This window comes from Streptomyces sp. BYX5S (assembly GCF_054724165.1).
This window is the reverse complement of sequence record NZ_CM138829.1, coordinates 4369766-4381431: the sequence shown is the minus strand read 5'-3', so window position 1 is coordinate 4381431 and position 11666 is coordinate 4369766. Positions and strand designations below refer to the sequence as shown.

10 protein-coding genes are annotated in these 11666 nt (G+C 73.2%); 6 read left to right on the top strand and 4 right to left on the bottom strand.

The window, feature by feature from the left end; genetic code table 11:
• Window positions 1–72: 72 nt before the first annotated feature.
• Window positions 73–2670: an ATP-binding protein gene (locus ACYBSK_RS20000; RefSeq protein WP_460242709.1), complete on the bottom strand. Its 2598-nt coding sequence runs from the start codon at window positions 2668–2670 to the stop codon at window positions 73–75.
• Between the two features lie 238 nt (window positions 2671–2908).
• Here ACYBSK_RS20000 and ACYBSK_RS19995 point away from each other — a divergent pair, with 238 nt between their 5' ends.
• From ACYBSK_RS19995 to ACYBSK_RS19980, 4 genes are all read left to right on the top strand, one after another.
• Window positions 2909–3382, top strand: a complete 474-nt coding sequence (locus ACYBSK_RS19995; protein WP_457478530.1) for a MarR family winged helix-turn-helix transcriptional regulator — start codon at window positions 2909–2911, stop codon at window positions 3380–3382.
• The gene (locus ACYBSK_RS19990) at window positions 3379–6099 is read left to right on the top strand and encodes an FUSC family protein (protein ID WP_460242708.1); all 2721 of its coding nucleotides are present in this window, start codon (window positions 3379–3381) and stop codon (window positions 6097–6099) included. The genes ACYBSK_RS19995 and ACYBSK_RS19990 overlap by 4 nt, the downstream gene beginning before the upstream one ends.
• 123 nt (window positions 6100–6222) lie before the next feature.
• Entirely contained in the window at window positions 6223–7920 is a 1698-nt protein-coding gene (gene ctaD, locus ACYBSK_RS19985; protein WP_460242707.1) for an aa3-type cytochrome oxidase subunit I, read from the top strand.
• Window positions 7917–8255 carry a hypothetical protein gene (locus ACYBSK_RS19980; protein WP_460242706.1) on the top strand — a complete coding sequence of 113 codons (339 nt, stop codon included), beginning with the start codon at window positions 7917–7919 and terminating at the stop codon, window positions 8253–8255. The genes ctaD and ACYBSK_RS19980 overlap by 4 nt, the downstream gene beginning before the upstream one ends.
• Here ACYBSK_RS19980 and ACYBSK_RS19975 read toward each other — a convergent pair.
• Window positions 8165–8710: a Ser-Thr-rich GPI-anchored membrane family protein gene (locus tag ACYBSK_RS19975; RefSeq protein ID WP_460242705.1), complete on the bottom strand. Its 546-nt coding sequence runs from the start codon at window positions 8708–8710 to the stop codon at window positions 8165–8167. The two genes, ACYBSK_RS19980 and ACYBSK_RS19975, sit on opposite strands and share 91 nt — an antisense overlap.
• A gap of 273 nt (window positions 8711–8983) precedes the next feature.
• On the opposite strand from ACYBSK_RS19975, the gene ACYBSK_RS19970 reads away from it, so the two are divergent.
• Window positions 8984–9490: a DUF5709 domain-containing protein gene (locus ACYBSK_RS19970; protein WP_457478525.1), complete on the top strand. Its 507-nt coding sequence runs from the start codon at window positions 8984–8986 to the stop codon at window positions 9488–9490.
• 28 nt (window positions 9491–9518) lie between these two features.
• Here ACYBSK_RS19970 and ACYBSK_RS19965 read toward each other — a convergent pair whose 3' ends face one another.
• Complete coding sequence (locus tag ACYBSK_RS19965; RefSeq protein WP_457478524.1) at window positions 9519–9689, bottom strand: hypothetical protein; 171 nt, start codon at window positions 9687–9689, stop codon at window positions 9519–9521.
• A gap of 142 nt (window positions 9690–9831) precedes the next feature.
• On the opposite strand from ACYBSK_RS19965, the gene ACYBSK_RS19960 reads away from it, so the two are divergent.
• Window positions 9832–10134 (top strand): YkvA family protein, encoded by a 303-nt coding sequence (locus ACYBSK_RS19960; RefSeq protein WP_457478523.1) that lies wholly within the window; start codon window positions 9832–9834, stop codon window positions 10132–10134.
• 25 nt (window positions 10135–10159) lie between these two features.
• On the opposite strand, the gene ACYBSK_RS19955 is transcribed toward ACYBSK_RS19960, so the two are convergent.
• A complete protein-coding gene (locus ACYBSK_RS19955; RefSeq protein ID WP_460242704.1) occupies window positions 10160–11518 on the bottom strand; it encodes an MFS transporter in 1359 nt (452 codons plus the stop codon).
• Window positions 11519–11666 lie beyond the last annotated feature (148 nt).

The window sequence follows — 11666 nt, the reverse complement described above, 5'->3', positions numbered from 1 at the left end:
CCGCCCCGTTCTACGGGCGTCGCGCGCGGCCGGGCATGCGTGGCCGTCACCCACCTCGGGCCGGTCGGGTACCTACGTTTCGCCGGCCGCCGTGAGCCCGATCTCCACCGCCCGCTGCACCGCGCGCCGCCGGCTCGGCGCGTCCAGCTTCTCCAGGACGGCGCGCACATGGTTGTCGACGGTCCGCACGGAGACGACGAGGCGCCCGGCGATCTCCGCGTTGGTCAGACCCTCCATCAGGAGCCGCAGCACCTGGAGTTGACGGTTAGTCAGGCCCGCCGGGTTGCCGCGCGCCGCCGCGTACGGGCCGCGGGGCACGCGTCGCACCCCGAGTTCACGGAGCTCTGCGCGGACCAGACGGGCCAGTGGCGCGGCGCCCAGCGCGTCCAGGGTGGTGAGCGCGGTCAGCTTCACGGCCGGGTCGGGACTCTGCGCGAGCGCCGCCGCCTCCTCGTACGGGCAGCCCGCCGCGCGCCACAGCTCCGCGGCCTTGTCCCACTGGCCGCAGGCCTGGAGCGCGTAAGGGTGGGTCGCGCCGTCCGCCGGGACGGACCGGCCCGCCCGCGCCAGCCAGTAGCCGAGCTCGTAGCGCTGCGGCGCGGCGAGCCGGCGGGCCCGCTCGTGCACCCGCTCGGCGGCCGCGAGCACCCCCGCCCGGTCGCCGCGCAGCCACGCCGCCTCCGCGCGGGCCGCCGCGACCGGGCCCAAGCGTTGCAGCTCGCGGGTCCCGACGGCGATCCGCCAGGCGCGGTCGAGGAGGTCGTCGCCGCCGGGGGTGCCGCGCCGTACCCGGACGCGGGCCAGGACGGTGAGGGCGGGGCAGCGCGCGGGCGGGAAGACGTCGGCGCCGAGCCGCGCGTACCGCTCCGCCTCCGTCCAGTCGCCCGCCGCGAACCTCCGCAGCGCCAGCTCCACTTGGAGGTAGGTCAGGAAGCCGACGTGCTCGGCGCGGTCCGCGAGGTCGATCGCGGGGGAGAGGTGCCGGTCCGCCTCCGTGAACCGCAGGTCGTCCAGGAGCGACCAGACGATGTTGGCGTAGGCGCGGCACGCGTGCTCCACCTCGCCGGAGTCGAGCGCCACCGCGAGGCTCTCCTCCAACTGCCGCTGCCCGAGCGGGTCCCCGTCCCGCCAGCGCGCCGAGCCGACGTTGTTCAGCGCGTGCGCGAGGATCGCCGGGTCGCCCGCCCTGCGGGCCAGCGCGATGGCCCGCTCGCCGTACTCGACGGCCTGCGTGTAGGAGTCCGACAGCATCCGCAGCTGCGCCGTGTTGCTCAGCGCGAGCGCCAACAGTTGGTCGTCACCGGCTCGTTCGAGCACGGCGAGCGCCTCGCGCGCCGCGGTCTCCGCGGCCTCCGCGTCCCCCGCCCACCAGTGGATCCGCGACAGCCAGCGCAGATCGGCGCCGAGCGCCCGCGGCTCGCCGAGCCCGCGCCGCAGCTCCACGGCGTCGCGCTGCGCGGCGACGGCGGCGTCCGAGTCCCCGATGGTGTAGCTCTCGACCGCGAACTGCTCCAGAAGGTGGGCCAGGTCGGCGGGGCCGTAGCGCTCGCGTCGGCGCAGGACCAGGCGCAGATGCGCGGCGGCCTCCCGGTGCGCGCCCGCCCGCGCCGCGTCCCGGGCGGCCCGCGGCCCGTACCGGGCCACGGCGTCGAGGTCACCGGCCGCCGCCGCGTGGTGCACGATCCGGGACCGGTCGGCGTCCGGGCTCGCCACCAGCGCGGCCAGCACCGCCCGGTCCAGCGCGATGCGGCGCGCCGCGGGCAGCGAGTCGGCGACCGCGCGGCGGATGATCTCGTGCCGGAACGCCACCCGCTCCGGCGCCACCGTCAGCAGCCCCACCTGCTCGGCCGCCGCGAGCGCCCCGCAGCCGCCCGGCACGAGCGCGTCCACCAGCGGCCGCTCCACGGCCGAGGGCACCACGGCCAGCTGCTCCAGCGCGTCCCGCGCCGCGTCGTCGAGGCCCCGCAGCCGGGCCAGGACCGCGTCCACCACGGTCGGCGGGACCACGCCGGTGCCGCCCGCCGCCAGCACCTCCGCCACGAAGAACGGGTTGCCCGATGTCACCCCGTACACCTGAGCCGGATCGAGCGCCGCCGCCGCGCAGAGCCGGCCCACGGCGCGGCGCGACAGCGGGGCGAGCGGCAGCCGGTGCACGCGGGCCGCGCCGGAGACCTGGCCGAGCAGCTGGCGCAGCGGGTGGCCGCGGCCCAGCTCGTCGTCGCGGTAGGTGAGCACGAGCACGGCGGGCAGCCGCTCGATGCGGCGCACCAAATAGCGCAGCGCGTCCAGGGACGCCTCGTCCGCCCAGTGCACGTCCTCCACGACCAGCACCGCGGGATGCGGTGCGCCGGACAGCTCGGCGCTCAGCGCCTCGTAGATGCGGTGGCGGTCGCCGGCGTCCCGGACGGCGCGGGCCAGGTCGGCGCCGACGCTGCCGACGAGGTCGCGCAGCGGTCCGAGGGGGCGGCCCGTGGCCAGGTCGTCGCAGTGACCGACGAGGAGGCGGGCGGTGGCCGGCAGGACGGAGGGCAGAGCGCGGACCAGGCTCGATTTGCCGATGCCGGCCTCGCCGAGGACGAGCGCGACGCAGCCGGCCCCGCGCGCGGCGCTCCGCGCGGCGTCGGCCAGTCGTGCCAGTTCGAGGTCCCGTTCGAGGATCCCCCCGTCCACGCCCTGAGTTTTTCACCGGGTGGGGGTGGGCGGGAGTGGGGCGCGGGCCGGATACGTCTATCGCCGGAGGGTGGGGTGCGGCCTTGCGGGGGCGCGGTCTCGGGGCGCTGGCCCGGAGCCCGCTGCTCAATCGCCGCAGGGGCACTCATGGCGCACCCGTCGCCGAGAGCGATGCGCCGGGCGTCCGGCCGGCTGACCCGCGCGCAGCTCATGTATGTGCCATGTATATTCTTTCCATATGCATCTATCTCCGGGGTCCGTCGACGTCGCCGAGGCCCGGCGCATCGAAGGTGCCGCCCGCGGCCTGTTGCGGGGGATCGCGCAGCTCGGTCAAACCCTGTTCAGGGAAGGCGAGTTCGGGCTCACGCGGAGCCAGGTGGCGTTGCTCGACGCACTGGAGGGCGGGCCGTGCCGGGTCACCGGGCTCGCCGCCCGGACCGGGATGGCGCAGCCGCGCGTCACCGTGCTCCTGCAGAAGCTGGGGGACGCCGGGCTCGTCGAGCGGCGGCGCTGCGAGGACGACCGGCGCGCCGTCGAGACCTCGCTCACACCCGCCGGGCACGCCCTGCTGGAAGCGGGGCGGCAGCGCATGGCCGCCGCCCTGCTCACCGCCCTCGAAGGCGGCGCCGTCGACGACCCGGAGCGCGCGGTGTCCACCGCGCGGGACGCGCTGAACACCCTGTTGAACGCCATGGAATCGGAGGCCAGTTGACCACCCCGGGCACCCTGCCGGACCAGCACACCGCCGCGAGCGACGCCCCACCAGGAGCGGACCTCGCACCCCACCGCGTCGCCGGACCCCGCAGATGGTGGGACTGGGTCCTCGCGGCCGACCCCGGACTCGGTCAGCTCCAGACCGGCTGGCGCACCCTCGTCGCCATGGTGACCGCGCTCGTCGTCGGCTACGCGATGGCCGAGGCGCTCGGCATCCCCGACATGATCGGCATGATGGTCGCCGGGATGATGGGCCTGATGAGCGCCTTCGCGGTCGCCGAGAACACCTGGGACCGCCTCGCCCGCGCCATCCTGTGGATGCCGTTCCCGTACACCGCCGCGCTGTGGCTGTGCGCGAACCTCAACGGCGAGCGCGTACCGCAGATTGTGCTCATGGTCGTGGCTCTCGCCGGCACCTTCCTGCTCGCCAGGTTCGGGGCGATCCCGCTGGTCACCGGGATGATGCTCTTCAACGGCATGATGGTCGGCATGCTCGCGGGCATCCCCGTCGCGCTCGTCGGCAAGGCGTTCGCGGTCGCCCTGGTGTCCGCCGCCGCCGTCCTCGTGACGCGGCTGCTGCTCTGCTACCCGATGCCCCGCGAGGACCTGCTGCGCACCCAGCGCGCCTTCGTGGTCGAGGCCCGCCGCGTCGCCGACGCCGCCGTGGACGCCGTCGACCCCGACGCCGACCAGGAGCGGGCCGTGCGCCGCATGAGCCGCTCCCTGCGCCGCCTCAACATCACCACCGTCACCATCGACGCCCGCCTCGCCCAGCCCGAGGTCGCCGCCGACCCCGACGCCGCCGAACTCCTCCACCGGCACCTCTTCGACGCCGAACTCGCGCTGCGCGGCATCGGCCAGGCCGTCCAGGAGCTGACCCGGCTCCCGGTCCCCGGGCAGCTGCGCGAGGCGCTCGCCGTCGGGCTCGTGCTCGCCCGCGACACGCCGATACGGGAGGCCGAGGGCCTCCAGCCCGCCGCCGCCCACATCCAGGAGCGCGCCGAGGCGGTCCTCGCCGACCCGGCCGCCCCCGCCGACGACGTCGAGGCCGCGGTGCTCGCCCGCCGCGTCGGCCACCTCCTCGACTCCCTCGCCCGCGCCCTGCACAACTGGCTCGCGCTCGGCCGGGGCGTGGCCGCCGCCAAGGCCGAGGTGCCGTTCAAGCCGACCGTCGCGCTGGAGAACAACCGGCTGCCCGGCTCGGCGGGCCCCACCCGGCGCGCGCTCGCGGGCGCCACCGAGTCCGGCTGGCGCCGCGCCATCCCGTACATCCGGGTCCCCGCGCACGCGGCCGTGGCCGCGGCCATCGTCGTGCCGATCTCCGACGCCATCGACCCGCACCGCTTCTACTGGGGCCTGGTCGGCGTGATGATCACGCTGTTCGGCACCAACACCACCCACGAGCGGCTGCGCAAGTTCGGGCACCGCATGGTCGGCACCGTGATCGGCGCCGTCCTCGGCATCGTCCTCGTCCACCTCATCGGCCGCGACCACGTTTACTGGACGCTCGCCGTCATCGTCGCCGGACTCACCTTCGGCGCCTGGGGCATGGCCCGCGCCTACGCCTGCTGGGTCGTCGGCCTCGTCGTCGCCCTGTGCCAGCTGTACGCGCTGACCACGCCCGAGAGCGGCATGGACCACCTGCTGGGGGAGCGGCTCCTGGACAACGGCATCGGCGTCCTCGTCGCCACCGCCTGCGCCGCCCTGATCTTCCCGCTCGCCCGCCGCACCGTCGTCCAGGAGGCCGAGCGCGGCTACGTCGACGTCCTCGCGCAGGTCGTCGCCCAGGTCGAGCAGCGCTGGACGCGGCCCGACACCCCGGTGCGGCTGCGCGGCGCCGCCCGCGCCGTGGACGCCGCGCTGCTCCAGGTGCAGAGCGTCGCCAAGCCGCTGGTGCGGATGCCGGTCGGCGTGAGCGGTCCCGCCGCCGAGCACCGCGTCGCCCTGCTGGCCTCCGCCACCGGCCACGCCCGCGCCCTGGCCTCGGCCGCCGACATGGACGTGGACCTCGCGCCCCGCCTCGCCGAACGCGCCCGCCTCATCACCACCACGCTCACCGCGTCCCTCAAGGAACTCGACCGGTTCTTCGCGACCGGCGAGCCCGAGGGCACGTACCGCAGGGTGAGCCCGCTCGTCCGCGAACTGCGCGCCGAACTCGCCCCGGCCGGATCCGGGCCACGCGCCCAGCGCCTGCACACGGCCCTGCGCGAACTCGACGCCCTCGACGAGACCCTGGCCGCGTACGCCGAACAGGCGGGCCTGCCTGTCGCCACCGGCGGCCGCACGGCGCAGCAGCCCGCCTCGCCGATGCAGCGCCGCACCCGCGCCGTGATGGCCGCCTGGAGCGAGCCGCAGCCGCAGGAGCGGGCGGTGGAGCGGCCCGCCGCCGCGCCGCAGCCGCAGGAGCGGGCCCCGCAGCAGCGCCGCGACACCACCCGCCGCGACCCGGCCCCCGTGGGCCGCGCCCGCGTCACCGGCCGGGTGGAGTGCGCCGAGCACCCCGAGGGCTGCCCCGCGTGGATCACCGTGATCAGCGCCCGCGGCAAGCGCCTCGCCAAGGCCGCGGTGAGCCAGGGGAGTTACACCGTGGAGGGGCTGCCGGCCGGCACCCACACCCTGGTCGTCTCCGCGTCGCAGCACACCCCGCGCGCCGAACTGGTCGGCGTGGAGGACGCGTTGGGCGTCGTACGGCACGACATCCGGTTGGCGCGCTGACGGCCCGCTGCTGCATTCGAGGGAACCGGGGACGCGCGGGTGCGCGTGTCCCCGCATCCCGCCCCGGCGTCCGCTAGTCGTGGTCGTGTCCTGTATTGCAACGGCCAAGGAAGCGACTACCTGATGACGTCCACGCAGAGCGCGGCGGCGAGCGCCGAGGCACCGGATTCGGAAGCCGCGCACGCGCGGCGGCCCGGTGCGGTGGTGGTGAAGTGGCTCACCACCACCGACCACAAGACGATCGGCTCGCTGTATCTGATCACCTCGTTCGCGTTCTTCTGCGTCGGCGGCATCATGGCGCTCTTCATGCGCGCCGAACTGGCCCGCCCCGGCTCGCAGATCCTGTCGAACGAGCAGTTCAACCAGGCCTTCACCATGCACGGCCTGATCATGCTCCTGATGTTCGCGACCCCGTTGTTCTCCGGCTTCGCGAACTGGATCATGCCGCTCCAGATCGGCGCCCCCGACGTCGCGTTCCCGCGACTGAACATGTTCGCCTACTGGCTGTACCTGCTCGGCTCGCTGATCGCGGCGGGCGCGCTGCTCACCCCGCAGGGCGGGCCCGACTTCGGCTGGTTCATGTACGCGCCGCTGTCGGACGCGATCCACACCCCCGGCATCGGCGCCGACATGGGCATCATGGGCCTGGCCTTCTCCGGCTTCGGCACCATCCTCGGCTCGGTCAACTTCATCACGACCATCATCTGCATGCGCATGCCGGGCATGACGATGTTCCGCATGCCGATCTTCACGTGGAACGTGCTGCTGACCGGTGTCCTGGTGCTGCTGGCCTTCCCGGTGCTGGCCGCCGCGCTGTTCGCCCTGGAGGCGGACCGCAAGTTCGGCGCCCACGTCTTCGACGCCGCCAACGGGGGCGCGCTGCTGTGGCAGCACCTCTTCTGGTTCTTCGGCCACCCGGAGGTGTACATCATCGCGCTGCCGTTCTTCGGCATCGTCTCCGAGGTCATCCCGGTCTTCTCCCGCAAGCCGATCTTCGGCTACTCCGGCCTCGTCGGCGCCACCATCGCCATCGCCGGCCTCTCCATCACGGTGTGGGCGCACCACATGTACGTGACCGGCGGTGTGCTGCTGCCGTTCTTCTCCTTCATGACGTTCCTCATCGCCGTACCGACCGGTGTGAAGTTCTTCAACTGGATCGGCACGATGTGGAAGGGCTCGCTGTCCTTCGAGACACCGATGCTGTGGTCCATCGGCTTCCTCGTGACCTTCCTCTTCGGTGGTCTCACCGGTGTGATCCTGGCGGCGCCGCCGCTGGACTTCCACATCTCCGACTCGTACTTCGTGGTGGCGCACTTCCACTACGTGGTGTTCGGCACCGTCGTCTTCGCGATGTTCGCCGGATTCCACTTCTGGTGGCCCAAGTTCACCGGGAAGATGCTCGACGAGCGGCTCGGGAAGATCACCTTCTGGACGCTGTTCGTCGGCTTCCACGGCACGTTCCTGGTGCAGCACTGGCTGGGCGTCGAGGGCATGCCGCGGCGCTACGCGGACTACCTCGCGGCCGACGGCTTCACCGCGCTGAACACCATCTCGACGATCTCCGCGTTCCTGCTCGGCATGTCGCTGCTGCCGTTCTTCTACAACATCTGGAAGACCGCCAAGTACGGCAAGAAGATCGAGGTCGACGACCCGTGGGGCTACGGCCGCTCCCTGGAGTGGGCCACCTCCTGCCCGCCGCCGCGCCACAACTTCGTCACGCTGCCGCGGGTCCGTTCCGAGTCCCCGGCGTTCGACCTGCACCACCCGGGCGTCGCGGCCCTCGACCATGCGGAGAACTCGCACGAGGGCGCGTCCGCATGAGCAGCACCGAGCAGGACGTGAACGCGGGGATCCAGCAGATGGAGGGCTATCTGCTGTGGAACTCGAAGGTCACCGAGGCCCACGCGCAGGCCGAGGCGTTCACCGATCGGCTCGACTGGCTCACCGGAGCGCAGCGCGAGGAGGTGCAGCGCGTCTTCGTCGAGGAACGCCTCGTCTTCCACAAGGCCGCGCTCGGCCAGATCGTGGCGCGTGCCGCGCAACTGCGCGGCGAGTACGAGGAGCGCTACGAGCGGCTCAAGGCGCGCTGCGTGGGGCTCTGCGGGGCCGTCCTCGTGGGGCTCATGGGCCTCGCGTCACTGATCGCCCTGAAGTGACGCACGTCTTCAGGTGACGTACACCGAGCCCGGTCCGCCGCACCCGGCGGGCCGGGCTCGCTGCTTGCGCGCTGGGCCGCTCCGCCGGCGGGCTTCGCGGTGGGTCCGACGGAGAACGAGGGGCTGTAGCCGCGGGCGTCGCCGTCGCGGCTCACCAGCTCGATCGAGTAGCCCGTGCCGTCGGGCACGTTCGGCAGCACGGTGGACGTCTCGCTGCGCGCAGCCGACGTCAGTCGGGACGCGAGCTGTGCCACGCGGGCCGAGCCGTCGCGCACGAGCCACATGTCCAGCTTCTTGCCGCTGGGGTTCTGCCAGGTCACGAACATGCTGCTGCCCGAGGCGTGCACGGAGCCCGCGACGGGCTCGGTGACGGTCAGTGCCTGGTCGGGCCCGGCCGTGGGGGCGAAGGCCAGGAGCGGGGCGGCGGCGAGGGAGAGGAATCCGGTGCGGCGCATGCGACGACCTCGTTCCGTTCGGTGGATGGACCGGGGGTGTGTGAAAGGACAGGGGTTCCCTTCCCGCGGAAGGGGCCCGACCCGTGGGTTTCGGGCCCGGCCCCACCCCACGGGGGACGCTTCTGTCCCCTCACCGGTGGTGTCGGCAAGACGTACCCGGGCACCCCGGCGCACCATCGCGCACGCGCGCGTGGACCCCCTTGAGCGGCCGGGCGGCGGGTACTGGTGCAGGCTGGACAGGAGACACGTAACTCGGATGCGAGGTGACGCGGGATGACCGAGCGCGGCGACGATTCGGCCATGGGCGACGAGGTGTATCAGCCCTCGGGCCCCGAGGTGGGGGACGACGAGGGCATCCTCGACCCCGAGGACACCCTGAACGACCGGGGTGTCGACCCCTACGACGAGGGGTGGTCGCCCCCGGAGCGCCCCCTGGGCGTCGAGCACACCGGCAACACGGCCGCGGAGCAGCAGGCGGGCGAGACGCTCGACGAGCGCCTCGCGGAGGAGCGGCCCGACCCGGTCATCGAGGCCTACGAGGAGCTGGAGTCCGGCGAGGAGGACGAGGACGGCGACGGCGTCGGCGACCTGCGCGACGGTGACGGCGAGCCGCTGGACGCGGAGGTCGGCGAGTGGCGCGCGGGCCGGCTGATCGCGCCGGACGAGGGCGCCCACGAGGACGCCGAGAAGGACATGCTGGCCATGGACGCCGGTTACGCCGGGGGAGCGGCGTCGGCGGAGGAGGCCGCCGTGCACGTGGTGGACGACGAAGAGCCCTGAGGGCACCCGGACGGGCCGGGGCCCCGGGTCACTGACCCAGGGCCATCGCCGTCAGCAGCAGCGCGGCGGACGCGAACGCCGTGGCCAGGGCGAGGAGCGGCGGGCCGAGCGCCACGTCGCCGGTCACCATCCGCCGCGCCGTGATGCCGATGCACACCACACCGATCCCACCGAGGACCATGGCCACGAAGATCAACACCGCTTGCCCCTCCGCCTCATGACGACCGCTTGCGTGTTCGGACCTCATCCTCGCCCGACGGGCCGCACGCCGCACGCGGGGGAAATCCCGTCCGCACCGTCTAGCCTGGGACGTCTCGTACGTACGCCTCAGGGGGACCGGGATGGACAGCACCGCGTGGATCGTTCTCGCCGGGATCGCGGCAGTCGTCATGCTGGTGGTGGCGGCCGTGCTCCTGGTCCGGGTGTTCAAGGCGCGCAAGCTGCTCGTCGACGCCGGCATCCCGCTGCACAACAAGGCGCTGTTCTGGGCAGCGGTCGCCTACACGATCTCGCCGGTCGACCTGCTGCCCGACCCGATCTACCTCGACGACATCGGGGTGCTGCTGGTGGCCCTCAAGATGCTGCACGGGGCGGCGCACAAGGCGGGCATCGGCACGGGCGAGCGCCGGACCCCCGCTCCGTGAGGTCCGGCGCTCGGCGTGCGCGGAGTCAGACCGCCGCGCCCGGCGCCTCCTTCACCACCGCGGAGTTCCGGCCGTGCTCGCCGAGCTGCGCGGTCGGCACCTTGGCCGTCTCGCGGGCCGTCAGCCCCGCGATCACCGGAGGCACGCACAGCGCCGCCGTGAAGATGGCCACCGCGATCCAGTTGTCGCCGTCCGGGCCCGCGATCTGCGCCGCGAACGTCACCGCGAAACCGGAGATCGCGAAGCCGATCTGGGTACCGATGGCCAGCCCCGACAGCCTTACGCGGGTGGGGAACATCTCGCCGTAGAAGGCGGGCCACACCGCGTTGGCCGCGCTGTAGACGACACCGAACGCCAGGATGCCGAGCACGAACGTCAGGGCGTACGAGCCCGTGGAGATCGCCCACAGGTAGCCGAACATCAGCAGCGCGCTGCCCGCGGCGCCCGTGAGGAAGACGGGGCGGCGGCCGATGCGGTCGGCGAGGCTCGCCCACAGCGGGATCGTGCCGAGCGCCACGAGGTTGGCGAGTGCGCCCACCCACAGCATGGCCGAGCGATCCATGCCGACCGCGTCGCTCGTCGCGTACGACAGCGCCCACACGGTGAAGATCGTGCTGACGGAGGCGACCAGCGCGCCGCCGATCACGCGCAGCACGTCCACCCAGTGGTCGCGCAGCAGCACCGCGAGCGGCAGCTTCGCCACGTCGCCGGACTCGGCCTTGGCCGCGAACTCGGGGGTCTCGTCCAGGGAACGGCGGATCACGTAGCCGACCACGGCGACGCCGAGGCTCAGCCAGAACGGGATGCGCCAGCCCCAGGAGAGGAGCTGCTCCTCGGGCATGGCCGCGATCGGCAGGAAGACGACGGTGGCGAGGAGCTGGCCCGCCTGGGTGCCGTTGAGGGTGAAACTGGTGAAGTACGCGCGCCGGTGTTCCGGCGCGTGTTCCAAGGTCATCGAACCGGCGCTGGACTGCTCGCCCGCCGCCGAGATGCCCTGCATGATCCGGCACAGCACGAGCAGCAGCGGCGCGAGTCCGCCGACCTGTTCGCGTGTGGGCAGACAGCCGATCAGGAACGTCGACAGGCCCATCAGCATCACGGTGAACACCATGATCTTGCGGCGCCCGAGACGGTCGCCGATGTGGCCGAGGAAGAACGCGCCGACGGGCCGCGCGGCGTACGCGACACCGAACGTGGCGAGCGAGAGCAGGGTGGCGTCGGCCGGGTCGGACTCGTCGAAGAAGACCTTCGGGAAGACGAGCGCGGCGGCGCTGCCGTAGATGAAGAAGTCGTAGTACTCGAGGGCGCTGCCGCTCCAGGCGGCGATGGCCGCCTTGCGGGGCTGGCCCTGTGGTGCGCGCGGAGGTTCTGCGGGGACGGACACGCGGGCTCCTTGAGGGCTGGGCTGAGGTACCCGGCGGACCCTCGGTCGGCCGGGTTAATTAACCCACTGGGTAGTTAGTAGCGGATGGCCAGCGATGTTGCGCCCGTGTTACCCGCCTGTCAAGGGGTCTCGACGAGGACGTTTCCGT

Coding starts and splice junctions, on each gene's coding strand:
- ACYBSK_RS19995 (WP_457478530.1), top strand. CDS start 2,909: ATGCATCTATCTCCGGGGTCCGTCGACGTCGCCGAGGCCCGGCGCATC.
- ctaD (WP_460242707.1), top strand. CDS start 6,223: ATGACGTCCACGCAGAGCGCGGCGGCGAGCGCCGAGGCACCGGATTCG.
- ACYBSK_RS19980 (WP_460242706.1), top strand. CDS start 7,917: ATGAGCAGCACCGAGCAGGACGTGAACGCGGGGATCCAGCAGATGGAG.
- ACYBSK_RS19975 (WP_460242705.1), bottom strand. CDS start 8,710: ATGCGCCGCACCGGATTCCTCTCCCTCGCCGCCGCCCCGCTCCTGGCC.
- ACYBSK_RS19970 (WP_457478525.1), top strand. CDS start 8,984: ATGACCGAGCGCGGCGACGATTCGGCCATGGGCGACGAGGTGTATCAG.
- ACYBSK_RS19960 (WP_457478523.1), top strand. CDS start 9,832: ATGGACAGCACCGCGTGGATCGTTCTCGCCGGGATCGCGGCAGTCGTC.